Source organism: Aeromonas sp. QDB63 (assembly GCF_027707425.1).
GTDB classification, from domain to species: Bacteria; Pseudomonadota; Gammaproteobacteria; order Enterobacterales; family Aeromonadaceae; genus Aeromonas; species Aeromonas caviae.
In genome coordinates, this window is the sequence record NZ_JAPCIS010000026.1 from 17,747 (window position 1) to 37,458 (window position 19,712).

General features: G+C 62.8%; 16 protein-coding genes. 9 read left to right on the top strand and 7 right to left on the bottom strand.

Annotated features, from left to right (window positions below):
- Positions 1 to 182 precede the first annotated feature (182 nt).
- Positions 183 to 1,298, bottom strand: coding sequence for an alanine dehydrogenase (ald, locus tag PG879_RS15135; protein ID WP_010674517.1), 1,116 nt, complete (start codon positions 1,296 to 1,298; stop codon positions 183 to 185).
- A 150-nt stretch (positions 1,299 to 1,448) separates the two neighbouring features.
- On the opposite strand from ald, the gene lrp reads away from it, so the two are divergent.
- From lrp to purF, 7 genes are all read left to right on the top strand, one after another.
- On the top strand, positions 1,449 to 1,940 hold the full coding sequence (gene lrp, locus PG879_RS15140; protein ID WP_005300047.1) for a leucine-responsive transcriptional regulator Lrp: 492 nt from the start codon (positions 1,449 to 1,451) through the stop codon (positions 1,938 to 1,940).
- Between the two features lie 189 nt (positions 1,941 to 2,129).
- A complete protein-coding gene (locus PG879_RS15145) occupies positions 2,130 to 4,634 on the top strand; it encodes a DNA translocase FtsK (RefSeq protein WP_270830377.1) in 2,505 nt (834 codons plus the stop codon).
- Positions 4,635 to 4,711: 77 nt separating this feature from the next.
- Complete coding sequence (gene lolA, locus PG879_RS15150) at positions 4,712 to 5,320, top strand: outer membrane lipoprotein chaperone LolA (RefSeq protein WP_041211573.1); 609 nt, start codon at positions 4,712 to 4,714, stop codon at positions 5,318 to 5,320.
- A 67-nt stretch (positions 5,321 to 5,387) separates the two neighbouring features.
- The gene (locus tag PG879_RS15155) at positions 5,388 to 6,725 is read left to right on the top strand and encodes a replication-associated recombination protein A (RefSeq protein WP_041211365.1); all 1,338 of its coding nucleotides are present in this window, start codon (positions 5,388 to 5,390) and stop codon (positions 6,723 to 6,725) included.
- Between the two features lie 281 nt (positions 6,726 to 7,006).
- Positions 7,007 to 8,302 carry a serine--tRNA ligase gene (serS, locus tag PG879_RS15160; RefSeq protein WP_039039009.1) on the top strand — a complete coding sequence of 432 codons (1,296 nt, stop codon included), beginning with the start codon at positions 7,007 to 7,009 and terminating at the stop codon, positions 8,300 to 8,302.
- Positions 8,303 to 8,477: 175 nt separating this feature from the next.
- Positions 8,478 to 8,969 (top strand): CvpA family protein, encoded by a 492-nt coding sequence (locus PG879_RS15165; protein WP_010674522.1) that lies wholly within the window; start codon positions 8,478 to 8,480, stop codon positions 8,967 to 8,969.
- 18 nt (positions 8,970 to 8,987) lie between these two features.
- Entirely contained in the window at positions 8,988 to 10,508 is a 1,521-nt protein-coding gene (gene purF, locus PG879_RS15170) for an amidophosphoribosyltransferase (RefSeq protein ID WP_010674523.1), read from the top strand.
- Between the two features lie 102 nt (positions 10,509 to 10,610).
- Here the strand turns inward: purF and PG879_RS15175 are convergent, their stop codons facing one another.
- Complete coding sequence (locus PG879_RS15175; protein WP_041211367.1) at positions 10,611 to 12,041, bottom strand: 6-phospho-beta-glucosidase; 1,431 nt, start codon at positions 12,039 to 12,041, stop codon at positions 10,611 to 10,613.
- 31 nt (positions 12,042 to 12,072) lie between these two features.
- Positions 12,073 to 13,527 carry a PTS cellobiose/arbutin/salicin transporter subunit IIBC gene (ascF, locus tag PG879_RS15180; protein WP_010674525.1) on the bottom strand — a complete coding sequence of 485 codons (1,455 nt, stop codon included), beginning with the start codon at positions 13,525 to 13,527 and terminating at the stop codon, positions 12,073 to 12,075.
- Between the two features lie 253 nt (positions 13,528 to 13,780).
- Here ascF and PG879_RS15185 point away from each other — a divergent pair, with 253 nt between their 5' ends.
- Positions 13,781 to 14,791 carry a LacI family DNA-binding transcriptional regulator gene (locus tag PG879_RS15185; RefSeq protein WP_029314441.1) on the top strand — a complete coding sequence of 337 codons (1,011 nt, stop codon included), beginning with the start codon at positions 13,781 to 13,783 and terminating at the stop codon, positions 14,789 to 14,791.
- 93 nt (positions 14,792 to 14,884) lie between these two features.
- Complete coding sequence (gene miaE, locus PG879_RS15190) at positions 14,885 to 15,643, top strand: tRNA isopentenyl-2-thiomethyl-A-37 hydroxylase MiaE (RefSeq protein WP_010674527.1); 759 nt, start codon at positions 14,885 to 14,887, stop codon at positions 15,641 to 15,643.
- 138 nt (positions 15,644 to 15,781) lie between these two features.
- Here miaE and PG879_RS15195 read toward each other — a convergent pair whose 3' ends face one another.
- From PG879_RS15195 to PG879_RS15210, 4 genes are all read right to left on the bottom strand, one after another.
- Positions 15,782 to 16,567: a peptide ABC transporter ATP-binding protein gene (locus PG879_RS15195; RefSeq protein ID WP_010674528.1), complete on the bottom strand. Its 786-nt coding sequence runs from the start codon at positions 16,565 to 16,567 to the stop codon at positions 15,782 to 15,784.
- Between the two features lie 82 nt (positions 16,568 to 16,649).
- Entirely contained in the window at positions 16,650 to 17,648 is a 999-nt protein-coding gene (locus PG879_RS15200) for a peptide ABC transporter ATP-binding protein (protein ID WP_010674529.1), read from the bottom strand.
- A 79-nt stretch (positions 17,649 to 17,727) separates the two neighbouring features.
- Positions 17,728 to 18,621 (bottom strand): ABC transporter permease subunit, encoded by an 894-nt coding sequence (locus PG879_RS15205; protein ID WP_010674530.1) that lies wholly within the window; start codon positions 18,619 to 18,621, stop codon positions 17,728 to 17,730.
- Positions 18,622 to 18,710: 89 nt separating this feature from the next.
- Entirely contained in the window at positions 18,711 to 19,670 is a 960-nt protein-coding gene (locus PG879_RS15210; protein WP_010674531.1) for an ABC transporter permease, read from the bottom strand.
- Between the last annotated feature and the right edge of the window lie 42 nt (positions 19,671 to 19,712).

Consider the following 19,712-nt stretch of genomic DNA (forward strand, 5'->3'; position numbering starts at 1 on the left):
ATGTGATTTCCGAGACGTGATGAGTTTGCGCGATTGTAGGTAATTCGTGATCCGGGGTCAAAGGCCAGCGCATCGATTGGGGCAATCGCCAACAAGAGGGGTGAGCCGGGGATGGCAGGCATAAAAAAACCGCCCATCGCGGGCGGATTTTCACTCATCTACCTCCCTTTGCAGGGACGCGATCAGTTCAGCAGGGTCAGGGGGTCCGTGTAAGCCAGGTTGTGGGCCACGGCAACTTCCTTGCAGGTGATTTTGCCCGCCATCACGTTCAGGCCGTGCAACAGGTGGGGATCGGCGAGCAGTGCGTTGCGATAGCCCTGTTCGGCCAGCTTGATGATGAAGGGGAGGGTGGCGTTGTTCAGGGCCACGGTGGAGGTCCGCGCCACGGCACCCGGCATGTTGGCCACGCAGTAGTGCACCACCTCGTCGACGATGAAGGTGGGATCTTCATGGGTGGTGGCATGGGAGGTCTCGACACAGCCGCCCTGATCGATGGCCACGTCCACGATGGCTGCACCGGGTTTCATGCGAGCAATGTGGTCACGGCTGACAAGTTTTGGCGCAGTGGCGCCAGGCACCAGCACGCCGCCGATGACCAGGTCCGCCGCCAGCAGATGGCGCTCCAGGGTCTCGCGGTTGGAGTAGACCACCTTGGCAGCCCCCTGGAACTCGCTGTCGAGACGGCGCAGGGTATCGACGTTGTTGTCGAGGATGGTGACGTCGGCACGCAGGCCGACGGCCATGCGGGCTGCGTTGGAGCCCACCACACCACCACCGATGATCACCACCTTGGCCGGTTCCACACCGGGCACACCACCGAGCAGCACGCCGCTGCCGCCACGGGATTTCTCCAGTGCCTGGGCACCGGCCTGAATAGACATGCGTCCGGCCACTTCCGACATGGGGGCCAGCAGGGGCAGACCGCCACGACCGTCTGTGACGGTTTCATAGGCGATGCAGACGGCACCACTGTCGATGAGATCCTGGGTCTGGGCCAGGTCCGGCGCCAGATGCAGATAGGTAAAGAGGGTCTGGCCAGGACGCAGCATGGCCCGTTCCACTGCCTGGGGTTCCTTGACCTTGACGATCATCTCCGCCTTGGCGAAAACTTCGGCAGCGGAGGCCAGGATCTCGGCTCCGGCAGCCAGATAATCTGCGTCACTGAACCCAATGCCATTTCCTGCGCCGCTTTGGACGAAAACAGTATGGTTTCGTGCTGTCAGTTCACGTACACTGGCCGGAACCATGCCTACGCGATATTCATGGTTTTTTATTTCCTTAGGTACACCGATAATCATGCTATCCCTCGTCTATCGATTGGTGGTTTATGTTGCCTAGATGTTAAGCGATATTTGCGCCTAGTATATTCAGGTATTGACAGGATTTGTGACCATTATTATAAAGTGACTGGTGATTCTTACCAAAAAATAGCCAAAGGATGGAATTAAATGATGGAAGCTAAGAGTCGGCTAAAGGATTTGGACAGGATTGACCGCAACATTCTGAATGAACTGCAAAAGGATGGCAGGATTTCGAACGTTGAGTTGTCCAAACGAGTTGGCCTGAGTCCCACACCGTGTCTGGAACGGGTTCGTCGCCTGGAGCGACAAGGGTATATCGAAGGATATGCCGCCATTCTGAACCCTCATTATCTGGACGCGTCTCTGCTGGTGTTCGTGGAAATTACCCTCAATCGTGGCGCCCCCGATGTGTTCGAGCAGTTCAACAAGGCTGTTCAGGTGCTCGAAGAGATCCAGGAGTGCCATCTGGTGTCCGGTGATTTCGACTATCTGCTCAAGACCCGCGTCAGCGACATGTCCGCTTACCGCCGCCTGCTGGGTGAAACCCTGCTGCGTCTGCCGGGCGTCAACGACACCCGCACCTACGTGGTGATGGAAGAGGTCAAACAGAGCAGTCGTCTGGTGATCAGCACCCGATAAGCGGGGTTGTGCTGTGACTTGCAAGTTCCATGACGAGTCACGATAGTCAGAAACGAGCGGCCGGTCCGCTCGTTTCTTCTTATAGAGAGTTTCAGGCCCGCCCTCAGGCACTGGCTGACAATCGGTGGGCTTTTCAGGGATACTAGGCCCCCTATCCCCGCATTCATGTTTTCACAAAGGAGCCGGAGTTTGGCCGATAAAAAGCTGTTTACTCCTTTATCAGGTACACAACGGATCTTCGAGGCCGTCTTGATCGCCATCACCCTGATGGCTGCCTATCTTTTGCTTGCCCTGCTGACCTACCATCCCGCCGATCCCGGCTGGTCGCAAACCTCCTGGCAAGGGGAGGTGAAAAACCTCGCGGGCAGCGCCGGTGCCTGGCTCGCCGACATCACCATGTTTACCTTCGGGGCCTTCTCCTATCTGGTGCCCCCTCTGGTGGTGCTGCTTGGCTGGAGCCTGTTCTGGCGCCCGAGCAAGCTGCTGGAAGTGGATTACCTCACCCTGTCGGTACGGATCATCGGCTTCGTGCTGACGGTGCTTGGCATGTCCGCCATCGCCAGCATGAACTTCAACGACTTGCAGAACTTTTCCGCCGGCGGCCTGGTGGGGGATGTGATCGCCTCCGCCGTGGTGCCGCTGTTTGGCGGCGTGGGGGCCAACCTGATGCTGCTCTGCTTCGTGGCGACCGGCATCACCCTCTTTACCGGCTGGTCCTGGCTCACCATTGTCGAGCGCATCGGTGCCGCCTGCACCGGCTCAGTCAGCGCCATCTACCATTTCCCCACCACCCTGGGCCGCTGGCTCACCGGTGGCTGGCGCCAGCCCCGCTATGAGGGGCCGGATCCCCTGCTGGAAGGGGGCGTGGGCAGCTTCGATCAGGAAGAGGATGACGAAGACCCCCACGGCAGCTGGACACGCAACCCCAAGGCGAAGAATCGCGCTCAAAAGACAAAAGCTGACGAATGGCTGCCGGAGCTTGACGAAGACACCTTCCAGTTCGATCCGCAGTTTGACGACGAAGAGGACGAGGCTCCGGCGCCTGCCGCCAAGGGCAAGCGCGTGGCCAATGGCCGTCCGCGTCCCGCCGTGCGCCAGGAAGAAGATGACCTCGACTTGCCCTGGGCGGAGGGGGATGACGAACCCGATGCTCCCGTTGCCGCTGCGCCGGTGAAAGCCAAGCGCCGTCCCCAGCCCGGTCTGGCCCCTTTACCGAGCATCGATCTGTTGGACAGGCCGCCCGCCAAGACCCAGATAATGAGCAAGGACGAGCTGGAGCGCATGGGCCGGCTGGTGGAGGCGAAGCTCGCCGATTACAACGTGCAGGCCAAGGTGGTGGGCGTCTATCCCGGTCCCGTCATTACCCGCTTCGAACTGGACCTGGCGCCGGGCATGAAGGCGAGCAAGATCACCAATCTTTCCCGGGATCTCGCCCGTTCTCTCTCTGCCAGCAGCGTGCGGGTGGTGGAGGTGATCCCGGGCAAGACGTTCGTCGGGATCGAGCTGCCCAACCGGGTACGCCAGACCGTCTACCTGCGGGAAACCCTCGACTGCGAGGCGTTCGCGGCCAGCCGCAATCCGCTCACCATGGGGCTGGGTCAGGACATCGCGGGGGAACCCGTGGTGGTGAACCTCGCCAAGATGCCTCACCTGCTGGTGGCCGGTACCACGGGCTCGGGCAAGTCGGTGGGGGTGAACACCATGATCATCTCCATGCTCTACAAATCCTCCCCCGAGGATCTGCGCTTCATCATGATCGACCCCAAGATGCTGGAGCTCTCGGTCTATGAAGGCATTCCGCATCTGCTGACCGAGGTGGTCACCGACATGAAGGATGCCGCCAACGCCCTGCGCTGGTGCGTAGGCGAGATGGAGCGTCGTTACAAGCTGATGTCCGCGGTCGGGGTGCGCAACCTCAAGGGGTACAACGACAAGGTGTTGGCCGCCATCGAGGCGGGGGATCCCCTGGTCGACCCCCTGTGGCGTCCGGGCGACTCCATGGATCAGATGCCGCCGGAGCTGGAAAAACTGCCCCACATCGTGGTGGTGGTGGACGAGTTCGCCGACATGATGATGATCGTCGGCAAGAAGGTTGAGGAGCTTATCGCCCGTATCGCCCAGAAGGCGCGGGCGGCCGGTATTCACCTTATCCTCGCGACCCAGCGTCCGTCGGTGGATGTCATTACCGGTCTCATCAAGGCCAACATCCCGACCCGTATCTCCTTCCAGGTGTCGAGCAAGATCGATTCGCGCACCATCCTGGACCAGGGGGGCGCCGAATCCCTGCTCGGCATGGGTGACATGCTCTACATGCCTGCCGGCACCTCCAACCCCACCCGTGTCCACGGTGCCTTCGTCGATGACCACGAGGTACACAAGGTGGTGGCGGACTGGAAACTGCGTGGCGAGCCGGATTACATCGACGAGATCCTCTCCGGCGAGTCGGACGGCGAGGGCGGCGGTGGCGACTTCGGCGGGGGCGGCGATGAAGAGCTCGATCCCCTGTTCGACGAGGCGGTGGCCTTCGTGGTGGAATCCCGCCGTGGCTCCACCTCCAGCGTCCAGCGCAAGTTCAAGATCGGTTACAACCGGGCGGCCCGTCTCATCGAGCAGATGGAAAACCAGGGCATCGTCAGCGCCCCGGGCGGCAACGGCCAGCGCGACGTGCTGGCACCGCCGCCGGTTCGTGACTAAGCCTAACTCCTGTATCATTCTGGCCATGCCCTCTGCGGGCGTGGCCTTTTATCGAGAACCTCCCTATGAAGAGCCTGATGAAAAAACAACTGTTGATGGGTTCCATTCTGCTGGTCGCCAGCAGCCAGGTATGGGCCGATGCGGCCAGTGATCTCAAGGAGAAGCTCTCCTCCGTCAATCTCTTCTCCGCGACATTTGCCCAGACCGTTTATGACAGCAAGGGCAAGGAGCTGCAAAAGGCGAGCGGCTCCCTGCTGGTGCAGCGACCCAACCGCTTCAACTGGCACACTACCTCCCCGGACGAGAGCCTGATCGTGGCCGATGGCAAGGATGTGTGGGTGTACGACCCCTTCGTCGAGCAGGTCACCGCCCTCAAGATGAAGGATGCGGTGCTCAACACCCCCTTCGTGCTCATCGCGGGCAACGACAACAGCCTCTGGAAGAACTATGACGTGACCCAGGAAGGGGATGTCTATACCGTCACCAGCCGCAACAAGGACGAGCTGATCGCCTCCTTTCGCATCACCTTCGACCGTCAGAACAACATCAGTCGCTTCGACGTGAAAGAGGCCCAGGGCCAGTGGAGCGAGTTCACCCTGAGCAGCTTCAACCGCAAACCGGTGCTCAAGGGCAACGAATTTGTCTTCAAGATCCCGAAGGGGGTCGAGCTGGACGACCAGCGCTGATGAGCCAGCCGTTACCGGCGTTATCGTCTGACCGGGCGTCATGGACGACCGGTCAGATGCAAGGTCAATGCAGATGAGCAATTTATCCCTGGATTTCTCCTCGGACTTTCGTCCGCTGGCGGCCCGGATGAGGCCGCAAACCCTCGAGCAGTACATCGGCCAGCAGCATATCCTGGGGCCGGACAAGCCCCTGCGAAAAGCGATCCTGGCGGGGCACTGCCACTCCATGATCCTCTGGGGCCCCCCCGGCACCGGCAAGACCACGCTGGCAGAACTGGTTGCCCACTACTGCCAGGCGGAGGTGGAGCGGCTCTCGGCGGTCACCTCCGGCATCAAGGAGATCCGCGCCGCCCTCGACAAGGCGAAGGAGAACGGCTGGCGCGGGGTGCGCACCATCCTGTTCGTGGATGAAGTCCACCGCTTCAACAAGAGCCAGCAGGATGTCTTCCTGCCCCACATCGAAGACGGCACCATCACCTTCATCGGCGCCACCACCGAGAACCCCTCGTTCGAGCTCAACAATGCGCTGCTCTCCCGGGCCCGGGTCTATCTGCTCAAGAGGCTGGAGGAGCAGGACATCCTCGCCATGATCGATCAGGCGATGCAGGACCCGCGCGGCCTCAATGACCCTAGCCTGCGCTTTGCCCCCGGGGCCAAGGAGGCGCTGGCGAAAGCCGTGGACGGGGACGGGCGCAAGTCTCTGAACTATCTGGAGCTCCTTGCCGACATGGCCGAGGCCGACAGCTCAGGGGCGCGGGTGATCGACAGTACCCTGCTCGCCGCCGTGGTGGGGGAGCACGTGGCCCGTTTCGACAAGGGCGGCGATCACTTCTACGACCTCATCTCGGCGGTGCACAAGTCCATTCGCGGCTCGGCGCCGGATGCGGCCCTCTACTGGTATGCCCGCATGGTGAGCGCCGGCTGCGATCCCCTCTACATCGCCCGCCGCTTGCTGGCCATTGCCTCGGAAGATGTGGGCAACGCCGATCCCCGTGCCATGCAGGTGGCGCTCTCGGCCTGGGACTGCTTCCATCGCATCGGTCCGGCGGAAGGGGAGCGGGCCATCGCCCAGGCCATCGTCTACCTCGCCTGCGCCCCCAAGAGCAATGCGGTCTACACCGCCTGGAAGGCGGCGCTTCACGACGCCAAGAACCTGCCGGACTTCGAGGTGCCGCCGCACCTTCGCAATGCCCCTACCAAGCTCATGAGCGAGCTGGGCTACGGCGCCGAGTATCGCTACGCCCACGACGAGCCGGGGGCCTATGCCGCCGGCGAGCAGTACTTCCCCCCGGAGCTTGCCGGCAAGCAGTACTATCAGCCCACCGAGCGGGGGCTTGAGAAGCAGATAGCCCAGAAGCTCGACTATCTGCATGAGCTGGACAAGCAGAGCCCGCGCAAGCGATAGGAAAGACCTTCAGGTTCCTTGCCCGGAAAAGGGCACGGCCAGGGCATCAGGGGAGGGGGTTCCCGGCAAAAACGGGCGCAATAGTCCCTGTTCGGGCGGGGGGGCGGTCTGCTACACTGCCCGTCTGACCCCGGTTGTCTTGGCCTTGCACCATCTTCTTGATTTCGAAGGCCCGATTCCGAAGGCAAAGGGGTGCGCCAACCGATGTTAACTTCCGGATCTGTTTCCCAACCCGGTCACGATGACCCGGGCCCAGATCCCATTAAAAAAGTAGGTAAACCATGCTGGATCCCAAATATCTGCGCAGCGACATCACCGAAGCTGCCGCTCGTCTGGCGACACGTGGCTACGTTCTGGACGTAGCGGCGGTCAATGTTCTGGAAGAGAAACGCAAGGATCTGCAGTCCCGCACCCAGGAGCTGCAGGCCGAGCGCAACGCCCGCTCCAAGTCCATCGGTGAGGCTGCCCGTCGTGGTGAAGATGTTGCCCCCCTCAAGGCCGAGGTGACCAAGATCAACGACGAGCTCGAGACCAGCAAGGTCGAGCTGGAGGCCCTGCTGGCCCAGCTCAAGGGGATCGCCGACGCCATCCCCAACCTGCCGAGCGAGACCACCCCGGTGGGCCGTGACGAGAACGACAACGTGGAGGTCCGCCGCTGGGGTACACCGCGTGAGTTCGATTTCCCGGTACGCGACCACATCGATCTGGGTGAGGCGGCCAAGGGGGTCGACTTCAAGAACGGCGTCAAGCTTTCCGGTGCCCGTTTCGTGGTGATGAAGGGCCAGATTGCCCGTCTGCACCGCGCCCTGGCCCAGTTCATGCTGGACCTGCACACCCTGCAGCACGGCTACACCGAGTGCTACGTGCCCTATCTGGTCAACCCGGACAGCCTGTACGGCACCGGCCAACTGCCCAAGTTCTCCCAGGATCTCTTCAATACCGGCATCGAAGGGGAAGGGGAAGACGAAGGCAAGGTGCGCAAGTTCTCCCTCATCCCGACCTCCGAAGTGCCGCTCACCAACATGGCCCGTGACGAGATCTTCGACGAGCAGGAGCTGCCCATCAAGATGACCGCCCACAGCCCCTGCTTCCGCTCCGAAGCGGGCTCCTACGGTCGTGATACCCGTGGCCTCATCCGTATGCACCAGTTCGACAAGGTCGAGATGGTGCAACTGGTGCACCCGGAAAAATCCTGGGATGCCCTGGAAGAGATGGTGGGTCACGCCGAGAAGGTGCTGCAACTGCTGGAGCTGCCGTATCGCGTGATGGCGCTTTCCACCGGTGACATGGGCTTCTGCGCCGCCAAGACCTACGATCTGGAAGTGTGGCTGCCGGCCCAGAACACCTATCGCGAGATCTCCTCTGTCTCCAACTGCACCGACTTCCAGGCGCGCCGTATGCAGGCTCGCGTGCGTATCGACGGCAAGCCGCAGCTCATTCACACCCTGAATGGTTCCGGTCTGGCGGTGGGTCGTACCCTGGTGGCCGTGCTCGAGAACTACCAGCAGGCAGATGGCCGCATCGCCATCCCGGCTGCGCTGCAATCCTACATGGGCGGCCTGACCCACATCGGGTAAGCGCTCGTTGCAGACGACAACGCCATGGCATGCCATGGCGTTGTGCATTCTGGGCCCGGGAAACCCGCCGCAAGGGGAAGGGATAGCTCCCTTCGGGCCTGTAACACAATTTTATCAAGCATTGCGCAATCGTTTTTGTTAGACTGCGCCGCAATTTCGCAGGACATCTTTTTCTATGGTCTGGATTGATTACGCCATCATCGGCATCGTCGGTTTCTCCGCCCTCATCAGCCTGGTGCGCGGCTTTCTCAAGGAGGCCATGTCTCTGGTCACCTGGTTCGTCGCCTTTTTCATTGCCAGCCATTTCTATCCCGATCTCGCCGTCTATTTCACCTCTTTTTCCGATGCCATGGTTCGCAACGGTCTGGCCATCGCCGCCCTGTTCGTGGCGACCCTGATCCTGGGGAGCGTGGTGAACTACGTGGTGGGCCTGCTGGTGGAAAAGACCGGGCTTTCTGGCACCGACAGGGTGCTCGGGGTCTGTTTTGGCGCCATTCGAGGGGTGCTGATCGTCAGCGCCCTGCTGTTTTTCATGGATACCTTCACCAGCCTCTCCCAGAGCGACTGGTGGGTGGCGTCCAGGCTGGTGCCGGAGTTCAAGCCGGTGATCCAGTGGTTTTTCGGGTTCATGATGAACTCGTCCAGTTTTCTTCAACAGGTACAGTGACTTCGAGGTAGCAAAGACATGTGCGGTATTGTCGGTATAGTTGGCACCACCCCCGTCAATCAGGCCCTCTACGACGCCTTGACGGTGTTGCAGCACAGGGGACAGGATGCCGCCGGGATCGTGACCATTGACAGTGGAAACTTCCGGCAACGCAAGGCCAACGGTCTGGTGAAGGATGTGTTTGAAGTGCGCCACATGCAGCGCCTGAAAGGGAATATCGGCATCGGACACGTCCGTTATCCCACCGCAGGCAGCTCCAGTGCGGCAGAGGCGCAGCCGTTTTACGTGAACTCCCCCTACGGCATGGTGCTGGCCCACAACGGCAACCTCACCAACGCCAAGGAGCTCAAGGAGCAGCAGTTCAAGGTGGCCCGCCGCCACATCAACACCACCTCGGACTCCGAAGTGCTGTTGAACGTGCTGGCCCACGAGCTGGACTTGTGCGACAAGATGGCGCTGCGCCCGGAAGATATCTTCTCGGCGGTGCGCAAGGTGCACCAGCAGATCCGCGGCGCCTATGCCGTGGTCTCTCTGGTGATCGGCCACGGCCTCATCGGTTTTCGCGATCCGAACGGTATTCGCCCGCTGATCCTGGGTCGCCGGGTCGACGAGCAGGGGCAGGTGGAGTACATGCTCGCCTCCGAGAGCGTGGCCCTCGACGCCATCGGCTTCGAGACGGTGCGTGACGTCGCCCCGGGCGAGGCCATCTACATCACCGAGCAGGGCCAGCTCTTCTCCGAGCAGTGTGCGGAGAACCCGCAGATGAACCCCTGCATCTTCGAATACGTCTACTTCGCCCGTCCCGACTCCTTCATCGACAAGGTCTCCGTCTATGCCGCCCGCCTCAACATGGGTCGCAAGCTGGGCCAGAAGATCGCACGGGAGTGGGACGATCTCGACGTGGACGTGGTCATCCCCATCCCCGAGACCTCCTGCGACGTGGCGCTGGAAATCGCCCACACCCTGGGCCTGCCGTACCGTCAGGGCTTCGTGAAGAACCGCTACATCGGCCGTACCTTCATCATGCCGGGCCAGACCCAGCGCAAGAAGTCGGTGCGCCGCAAGCTCAACGCCATCAGCTCCGAATTCAAGGGCAAGAAGGTGTTGCTGGTGGACGACTCCATCGTGCGGGGCACCACCTCCGAGCAGATCATCCAGATGGCCCGTGAAGCGGGGGCCGCCAAGGTCTACTTCGCCTCGGCCGCACCGGAAATTCGCTTCCCCAACGTCTACGGCATCGACATGCCCACCGCCAACGAGCTCATTGCCCATGGCCGTGAAGTGGAAGAGGTGTGCAAGCTTATCGGTGCCGACGGCCTCATCTTCCAGGATCTGGAAGATCTGGAAGAGGCGGTGCGGGAGATCAACCCCGAGCTGCGCCACTTCGAGACCTCGGTCTTCAACGGCCACTACGTCACCTCCGACGTGGATCAGGGTTATCTGGACCACCTCAATGCCCTGCGCAGCGACGACAACAAGGCGGTGCGCGAGTGGCAGGAAGGGACCAGCAACCTCGAGATCTTCAACGAAGGCAGTTAAACGTTTTCAGATTGCCAGCGTGATGAAAAAAGATGGGGGCCTAGGCCCCCATCTTGTATTCGTGCACTCGGCGCAGCGCCTGGACAACCCACACAAGGGTCCTCAGGCCAGATCCTCCCCGTTGCTCGCGATCACCTTCTTGTACCACCAGAACGACTTCTTGCGCCGGCGGGTCAGGGTGCCATGGCCGGCGTCGTCCCGGTCCACGTGGACGAAGCCATAGCGCTTGCTCATCTCGCCGGTGGAGGCGGAGACGAGATCGATGCAGCCCCAGCTGGTGTACCCCATCAGAGGCACGCCGTCCTTGATGGCGTCCCCCATGGCCTCGATGTGGGCGCGCAGGTAGTCGATGCGGTAGTCGTCCTCTATCTCCCCTAGCTCGTTCACTTCGTCCACCGCTCCCAGGCCGTTTTCCACCAGGAAGAGCGGCTTCTGGTAGCGATCGTGCAAGGTGTTGAGGGTGATGCGAAGGCCCAGGGGATCGATACCCCAGCCCCACTCGCTCACCTCGATGTGGGGATTGCGCAGGGACTTGACCACGTTGGCCTCGCTGGTATTGCCCGCATTCATGTCGGCGGCGGCGCAGCGGGAGGCGTAGTAGCTGAAGGAGACGAAATCCACGGTGTGCCTGAGGATCTCGTCATCTTCCGGCCCCTTCACCAGGGTGATCCCCTTGTCACGAAATACCCTCTGCGCATAGGCCGGATAGGCGCCCCTGGCTTGCACGTCGATGAAGAGGAGGTTCTCCCGATCTTTCTGGAGGGCGGTCCAGACGTCTGCGGGCTTGCAGGAGTAGGGGTAGAAGTTGCCCCCCGCCAGCATGCAGCCCACCTGGTTGGCCGGGTTCACCTCGTGGGCGATCCGGGTCGCCAGGGCGCTGGCCACCAGCTCGTGGTGGGCGGCCTGATACTTCACCTGATCCTGGTGCTCCCCTTGCTCGAACACCAGCCCCGCCCCGGAGAAGGGGCTGTGCAGCAGGATGTTGATCTCGTTGAAGGTGAGCCAGTACTTCACCAGGCCGTCGAACTGCTCGAAGCAGGTGCGGGCGTAGCGGGTGAAAAACTCCACCATCTGGCGGTTGCGCCAGGAGCCGTACTCGGTCACCAGGTGCATGGGCACATCGAAGTGGCACAGGGTCACCAGGGGCTCGATGTTGTACTTTCTGCACTCCTCGAACACCGCCCGGTAGAAGGCGATGCCCTCGGCATTGGGCTCGCGCTCGTCACCCCTGGGGTAGAGACGGGCCCAGGCGATGGAGGTGCGAAACACGGTGAAGCCCATCTCGGCCATCAGGGCGATGTCCTCCCGATAGCGGTGATAGAAATCGATGGCTCCGTGGCTTGGGTAGAACTCGTCATCTTGCAGGGTGATGCGCTTCTCCTGGCCGAGTTTGACCGCCATGCGGCGCGGGCCATGGGGGATCATGTCTACCGTGGTCAGCCCCTTGCCCCCCTCGAGATAGCCGCCCTCCGCCTGATTGGCGGCCAGGGCACCGCCCCAGAGAAAGCCCTCGGGAAATCTTGTTAACGACATCTGTTACCTCTTGTCATGTCTGAATGGGGTGTCACAGCCCGGCCTGCGCCTGGCTGGTGGCGACGGGTTGCACGGGCTCGGCGCGGGAGGCCGGGCTCTCGACCGGGATGTCCTCGAACCCCATCACCAGGGTCAGCACGAAGGAGAGCACCACCGAGAGGGCCATCACGCCGAACACCCAGGCGATGGTCATGGGGTTGGCCGGATCGAAGAACTGCACGCTGGTAAAGAGCCCGGGGGCGGCCATGGAGTGGCTGGCGAGCCCCGCCATGCCGGCGACGGCACCGCAGACAAAGCCGCTGATGAGGCTCGCGATGAGCGGACGCTTGAGGCGCAGGGCCACACCGTAGAGCGCGGGTTCGGAGATCCCCGCCATGATGGCGGAGGCGGCCGCCGCGAGCGCCGTCTGGCGCAGTTCCGGGTTTCGGGTGCGCCAGGCCACCGCCAGGGACGAGCCGCCAAGAGAGAGATTGGCGCCAATTTCGGAGGGCATCACCATGCCTTCCTTGCCGGTCTCGGCGATGGTCTGGATGATGGTCGGGGTGAAGACGCGGTGCATGCCGGTCATCACCAGCAGGGGCCAGAGCGCCCCCATGATGGCCACCGACAGCCAGCCCAGGTAGTCGTGGACCGTGTAGACCAGGCCGGAGATGGCGGTGCCAATCCAGATGCCGACGGGGCCGATGAAGAGGATGGCCAGCGGCGCCGCGATCAGCACGATCAGCATGGGTTTGAGGAAGTTCTTGGTGACCGCCGTGGTGATGCGGTCGACCCAGCCCTCGATGTAGGAGAGGCACCAGGTCATCACCAGCGCCGGAATGACGGTGTAGGTGTATTTGACCGCGGTCACCGGGACCAGGGCGAAAGTCACCTGCTCCCCTTCGGCGGCTCTGGCCATCAGCTCGATGAAGCTGGGGTGCACCAGCACGCCTGCGATGGCGATGGCCAGGGACATGTTGGTCTTGAACTTGACGGCGGCGGAGGCGGCCACCATCAGGGGCAGGAAGAAGAAGGCCCCATCCCCGGCCACCGTGAGGATGGTGAGGGTCGAGGAGCCTTTCTCCAGCACGCCGGTCATCTCCAGCACCATGGCCAGCAGCTTGAGCATGGAGCCGCCGATGATGGCCGGGATGAGGGGGGACATGGTGCCGATCAGGGCGTCGAGGATGGCAGCGCCCATGCGGCGCAGGCTCCAGCCAGCGGAAGCCTCCGGAAGCGGAGTCTGCCCGCCGCCCTGGGGCAGCAGGGCCAGCACCTCGCGATAGGCGTGGGAGACGGTGTTGCCGATGATCACCTGACACTGGTTGTCCGCCTGCACCACCCCGAGCACGCCCGTGATGGCCTTGAGGGCAGGGCCATTGACCCGGGCGGGATCGCCGAGCACAAAGCGCAGCCGCGTCATGCAGTGGGTCACGGCGACGACGTTGTCGGCGCCGCCGAGTGCGGTGATGACGGTACCGGCCAGAGCCGCATAGTTTTTTGACATCGAGGTAGATCCTTTTCACCAAGTGGGCCTGCTCGCCCCCGCCGCCGCGAAGGGCGGGAACGCGCATGAAACTGAATGTGGAACCGGTTCCACATAGAGTGCGCGGCCTGAGCGCGGGAGACAAGCACCTTGTGCAGCGAGCGTCCGGATCCGTGAATGGGATCACTGAACCCGGGCCAGCACGCCATTCGTGCGACGACAAGCCGGGGGCGGTGCAGTACACTGCGCCCCGTGACGAGCAAGGGAGAACACAATGACGACGATGCTGGAGGTGGCAAGGCGGGCAGGGGTGTCGAAGGCGACGGTCTCCCGGGTGTTGTCGGGCAATGGTTACACCAGCCAGGAGACCCGGGACCGGGTGCAGCAGGCCATCGAGGAGTGCGGCTATCGCCCCAACCTGGTGGCGAGGCAGCTGGCGACCAGGCACACCCGGACCCTGGGACTGGTGGTCACCAACACCCTCTACCACGGCGTCTACTTCGGCGAGCTGCTCTCCCAGGTGGCGCGGATGACCGAGGATCGCGGGCGCCAGCTCATACTAGCGGACGGCAAGCACAGCGCCGACGAGGAGCGCCAGGCCATCCAGTATCTGCTCGATTCCCGTTGCGATGGCGTCATCATCTATCCGCGCTTTCTTGGGGTGGAGGAGATGGACGAGATCATCGAGCAGCATGAGCAGCCCATCATGGTGCTCAACCGGCGTCTGAGCCGCCATCCGGCCCACTGCGTCTATGCGGATCAGCAGGCGGCGGCGGAGGCGGTGATGGACAAGCTGGTGGCCATGGGGCACAGGGAGATCGCCTTCATTGCAGGCTCTGCGGATTCCCCCACCGGCGCCGAGCGCCTGGCCGGTTACCGGCAGGCGCTGATCCGGCACGGCATCCCCGTGCAGGAGACCTTGATCGCCCCCGGCAAATGGACCCCCGCCTGTGGCGCGGCCGCCGTCTCGACCTTGCTGGCGCGAGGCGCTCGCTTCAGCGCCCTGGTGGCCAGCAACGATGACATGGCGATCGGGGCCATCAAACGGCTGCACGAAGCCGGTGTGATGGTGCCTGACGAGGTTTCGGTGGTGGGGTTTGACGACATCCCCCTGGCCCCTTACGTCATTCCCGCGCTGTCGAGCGTCAAGATGCCGGTGAACGGGATGATCCAGGAGACCATCAACCGCCTGATCACCATGGTGGAGGAGGGGAGCCGGGACGCACTGCCCGCCTTCAGCGGCACCCTGATCCGCCGCGACTCCCTCAGGCGTCTGACGGGCTGAGCCATGATGGCGGTGGGCAGGCCGGGCGGGATCCGTTAGCATAGGCCCCCCGGCGCCAGGCGCCGCGTGTCGTATCAACAGATGAGAGTTCAGATGGATGACCTGTTAGCCCCCGTTCGCCAGTTCCTGCATTGCGAGACCCCGGATGAGTGGGTGGAAATGGCGCGGGATCCCGCCCAGTTGCAGACCCTGCTTATCGATCACGCCAACTGCGAGAACAAGGCGGCACTCACCGCCCACAGCCTGGTGCGCCGCTACTGCCTGCCCAAGGAGAAGCGTCACCTGTTGCCCAAGCTGACCTTCTACCGGGAGCTCGATGCCTTGCCGGAGAAGGCGGAGATCCTCGGCAAGCGCACCATGGGCGAATCAGACAGGAGCGTGTTTGCCGAGCTGGAGCGCAATCCCCTGCTGTTCCCCATGGTGCGCCTCATCCAGGAGGAGCTGCACCACTTCGAGCAGGTGCTGGAGATCATGGCCGCACGGGGCATCCCCTATGGTCCCGTCACCGCCTCCCGCTATGCCCGCAGCCTGCTGACCCATGTGCGCACCTACGAGCCGGCGGCCGTGGTGGACAAGATGATCATCGGTGCCTATATCGAAGCGCGATCCTGCGAGCGTTTTGCCAGGCTGGCCCCTCATCTGGACGAGGAGCTTGGCCGCTTCTATGTCTCCCTGCTGCGCTCGGAGGCGCGTCACTATCAGGACTACCTGGCCCTGGCACAGACGTTCGCAGACGAAGACATCAGCGAGCGGGTGGCCTTCTTCGGTCGCCTGGAGGCCGAGCTCATCTGTTCGCCGGATCCGCAATTCCGGTTCCATAGCGGACTGCCTGTCAGATCTGACAGTTGTTGAGGTGACGGGGGCTGCCTACCATTCCCCTGTTCCTACTACGAGCGACGCAATCACTTTTTGAGCGCAATCCCCCGGCGACTGATGAGACATCAGGCCGGGTTTTTTTATGTCTGGCGCAAGGGGAAACGCGCCGCGGGATCAGCGGCGGTATTCGTTGTTGTAGTTCTGAATGAGGCGGCGGGTGACGTCGTGCTGGGGATCGGCGAAGACCCGCAAGGTCTTGCCGCGCTCCACCACACGGCCTTCGTGCATCACCAGCACCTCGTCGCTGATGTGGCTGACGATCCCCAGATCGTTGGCCACCAGCACATAGCTCAGCCCCATGGTCTCCTGCATCTCCAGCAGCAGGTTGATGATCTGGGAGCGTACCGAAATATCCAGGGTCGAGAGTGCCTCGTCAGCCACCACTATCTTGGGATTGAGGATGAGCGCCCGTGCCAGCCCCACTCGCTGCTGCTGGCCGGCGGAGAGCATCTGCGGATAGAAGAGGGCGTGGTCGGGCAGCATGCCCACCATGCGCAGGGTCTGGATCACCTTCTCCCGGCGCTCCTCCTCGCTCAGGGCCGTGTTGAGGCGAAGGGGGGTCTCCAGGATCTGGCCGACCCGGATTTTCCGGTTAAGGGAGGTGTTGGGGTCCTGGAAGATCATCCGCAGCAGCTTGCAGCGTGTCTGGTAATCGCCGTGGACCATGGGTTGCCCCTCGATGGTGATCTCCCCGCCGCTTGGTTCAATCATGCCGGCCAGAATGCGGGCAAGGGTGCTCTTGCCCGAGCCCGCCTCCCCGACGATGGCCAGGGTCTGGCCCACCTCGAGATCGAACGAGAGGGGCTTTATCGCCTCCACCGCGCGGCGCCTGAACAGGCCGGTGCGGTTCTGGTAGGTCTTGCACAGGCCCCTGACCTGCAACAGGGAAGGTTCGGTCACGACGTGGTCTCCTTGGGTGTGCTCGCCGGATAGAGGGGCTGACGGGGCGGGCAGGTGCCCCGGATCAGGGTCTGGTGCCGGTTCATTTCTTCGGTTCTTCCATGTTGAGCGGGAAGTGGCAACTGAACTGATGCCCCTTGACCTTGCTCATCAGCGGCGTCTGCACGCACTGCTTCTGGGCGTAGGGGCAGCGTGGGCCGAGGCGGCAGCCGATGGGCAGATGTTGCAGCGGCGGTATCACCCCGGGCAGGGTCTCGAGCCGGGACTTGTGGCGCACCAGCTTGTCAAAGTCGGGGATGGACTTGAGCAGGGCATCCGTATAGGGGTGGTGAGGGGATTCCAGGATCTGGTCCCGGGTCCCCACTTCCACCATCTGGCCGCAATACATGATGTTGAGGGTGTCGGTCAGGTTCGCGATGGCGGCGATGTCGTTGCTGATGATGAGGATGGTGGTATTGCCCAGCTTGTTCATCTTGTCCAGCAACCGCAGGATCTGGGAGTGGGTGGTGGACTCCATGGCGCTGGTGGGCTCGTCCGCCACCAGCAGGCGCGGCTGGTTGGCGATGGCCATTGCGATCATCACCTTCTGGCACATGCCGTCCGACAGTTCGTGGGGATAGGCCCGCATTACCTTGCGGTGATCCTTGACCCCAACCCGGTGCAGCAGGGCGATGGCCCGCTTCTTGCGCCACTGGAAACGCTGCCAGAACTTGCCGGTGAAGGCGCTGGTGGGGATGGCCTCTTCGAGCTGGGTGCCTATCTCCTCGGAGGGGTCGAGGCAGCTGATAGGGTCCTGGAAGATCATCGCTATCTCCCGCCCCATGATGCGGCGCCGCTCCTTGGGCGCCATGGTCAGCAGGTCCATGTCGTTGAAGCGCATCCGGTCGGCGCGCACCGTCCAGTTGTCCTTCTGGATGCCGACGATCACCTTGGCCACCAGGCTCTTGCCCGAGCCGGATTCCCCCACCAGCCCGCGGATCTCCCCCTCGTTCAGGGTTAGGCTGACTCTGTCCACCGCCTTGACCTTGCCCTGGGGGGTGTCGATTTCGATGGTGAGGTTGCGTATGTCGAGCAGGGGCATCAGCAACGTCCCCCGTTCAGGGCGCAGCCGGGTCGCTCAGGGCGTCCGGGGGCGGGGATAGATAACAAGGCTGGCAACATCAGTCGTTCCCCTCTTTGAGTGCTTCGCGAATGCCTTCGCCCACCAGGTTGGTCACCAGCACGCTGAACAGGATGGCCATCCCGGGCAGGGTCACCGTCCAGGGGGCCAGATAGATAAGATCGCTCGAATCGGCCAGCATGGCCCCCCACTCCGGCTGGGGAGACTGGGCCCCGAGACCGAGGAAGCCTACCGCCGAGATGTCCAGGATGGCGGCGGAGAGGGTGCGGGTGGTCTGGGTCACCAGGGTCTCGACGATGTTCGGCAAGATGGCCAGACGCATGATCCGCTGGGGCGGAGAGCCGTCGAGGCGGCTGGCGATGATGTACTCCTTCTGCATCTCGGCGTGGACCGCGTTGTAGGTGGCCCGGATGAAAGGCGGTATCAACGCGAGCGTGATGGCGATCAGGGTGTTGAACAGACCCGGCCCCAGGATGGCCACGACGATGATGGCCAGCAGCAGGGACGGGATGGAGAGCAGGGTATCGAGCAGGTGATGGAGCACGCTCGACTTCACCCCCTTGCTCATGCCGCCGAGGATGCCGATGGCCGAGCCGATGACCAGCGCGATGAGCACCACCAGCAGGGCGTTGCCGAAGGTGAGCCTGGCCCCGGCCACCAGACGGGAGAGGATGTCGCGCCCCAGATCGTCGGTCCCCAGGAAGTAATCGATGTTGCCGCTGTTGGCCCAGGAGGGGGCGAGCAGCAGGTGGTTGCTGTGCTGATCGTCGATGCCGTAGGGGATCACCAGGGGACCGATGAGGGTCACCAGCAGCAGCAGACCGAAGCACCAGAGCCCCGCCATGGCCAGCGGGTTGCGCCGGTAGGAAGCCCAGGTCTGCTCCAGGGGGGAGAGGATCTTGAGCTCCGGATAGATGTTCGATTTATCGTGCATGATGCAGGCTCCCGTGCTGGTCGCAAGGGGATGGGCACGCCTGTGCGCCGGTGGCCCATGGGCCGCCGTGGCTCATCCACAGACCGCAATCAATCTTGTCTTGCATAGAGTTCTTTACGCCGTGCCGGATACATGATGGTGGTCAGCAGATCGGTGCTGACGCTGATGAAGATGACGAAGCTCGCCACCACCAGGAAGGCGCCGCGGATGGCGGCATAGTCCTGCAGCGCGATACTGCTCACCAGCCAGCGGCCGATGCCGGGCCAGTCGAACACCACCTCGGTGATCATGGCGGAGGTGAGCACACTGCCAAGTTGCAGCCCCAGCAGCGGCAACACCGGGGGCAGGGCGTTCTTGAGCCCGTGACGCCAGACGATCTGGCGGCGGGAAAGTCCGCGGCTGGCGGCAGCCTTGATGTAGTTCTGTTTCATCACGTCGATGAGGGAGCTGCGCACGTGGCGGATCACCTCGGTGGTGGGCACCACGGCCAGCACCAGGGAAGGCAGTACCAGATGGCGCAGGGCATCGTGCAGGGCCGCCTCCCGCCAGGGCTCCTGGCTCATCAACACATCGACGATGGCGATCCCGGTGATGGAGGGCACGTCGTAGAGCAGGCTGATCTGGCCGGAGGAGGGGAGCCAGCCAAGATCCAGGGAGAAGAACATCACCATCAGCAGCCCCAGCCAGAAGACCGGGATGGCATAGCCGACGAGGCCGGCGGCCATGATGGAGAGGTCCGGGCTGCGCCCCTGATAGAGGGCCGCGAGGGTGCCCAGAGGGATGCCCACCAGCAGCGAGATGGCGAAGGCGGCGAGGCAGAGGGTCAGGGTCGCCGGGAAGTAGTGACGGATCTCGTCGAGGACCGGTTGGCCGGAGACGCTGGAGAGCCCGAAATCCCCGGCGGCGATGCGCTGGAGGAAGTCAGGATAGCCGTGCCAGAAATCCAGCACCTGGGTGATGAGGCGAAACTCCAGGAGGTAGGCCCCCAGAGTCAGCACCAGGAGGGTGATCACCAGCAGGGTGATGCGGCGCAGGATATAGAAAAACATGGTTATGCCTCCTGGGGACGGTGCGCCGATGGCCCGACGATG

Bases quoted from the DNA above. Each gene is read 5' to 3' on its own strand.
- ald (WP_010674517.1), bottom strand. From the start codon at position 1,298: ATGATTATCGGTGTACCTAAGGAAATAAAAAACCATGAATATCGCGTA.
- lrp (WP_005300047.1), top strand. From the start codon at position 1,449: ATGATGGAAGCTAAGAGTCGGCTAAAGGATTTGGACAGGATTGACCGC.
- lolA (WP_041211573.1), top strand. From the start codon at position 4,712: ATGAAAAAACAACTGTTGATGGGTTCCATTCTGCTGGTCGCCAGCAGC.
- PG879_RS15155 (WP_041211365.1), top strand. From the start codon at position 5,388: ATGCAGATGAGCAATTTATCCCTGGATTTCTCCTCGGACTTTCGTCCG.
- serS (WP_039039009.1), top strand. From the start codon at position 7,007: ATGCTGGATCCCAAATATCTGCGCAGCGACATCACCGAAGCTGCCGCT.
- PG879_RS15165 (WP_010674522.1), top strand. From the start codon at position 8,478: ATGGTCTGGATTGATTACGCCATCATCGGCATCGTCGGTTTCTCCGCC.
- purF (WP_010674523.1), top strand. From the start codon at position 8,988: ATGTGCGGTATTGTCGGTATAGTTGGCACCACCCCCGTCAATCAGGCC.
- PG879_RS15175 (WP_041211367.1), bottom strand. From the start codon at position 12,041: ATGTCGTTAACAAGATTTCCCGAGGGCTTTCTCTGGGGCGGTGCCCTG.
- ascF (WP_010674525.1), bottom strand. From the start codon at position 13,527: ATGTCAAAAAACTATGCGGCTCTGGCCGGTACCGTCATCACCGCACTC.
- PG879_RS15185 (WP_029314441.1), top strand. From the start codon at position 13,781: ATGACGACGATGCTGGAGGTGGCAAGGCGGGCAGGGGTGTCGAAGGCG.
- miaE (WP_010674527.1), top strand. From the start codon at position 14,885: ATGGATGACCTGTTAGCCCCCGTTCGCCAGTTCCTGCATTGCGAGACC.
- PG879_RS15200 (WP_010674529.1), bottom strand. From the start codon at position 17,648: ATGCCCCTGCTCGACATACGCAACCTCACCATCGAAATCGACACCCCC.
- PG879_RS15205 (WP_010674530.1), bottom strand. From the start codon at position 18,621: ATGCACGATAAATCGAACATCTATCCGGAGCTCAAGATCCTCTCCCCC.
- PG879_RS15210 (WP_010674531.1), bottom strand. From the start codon at position 19,670: ATGTTTTTCTATATCCTGCGCCGCATCACCCTGCTGGTGATCACCCTC.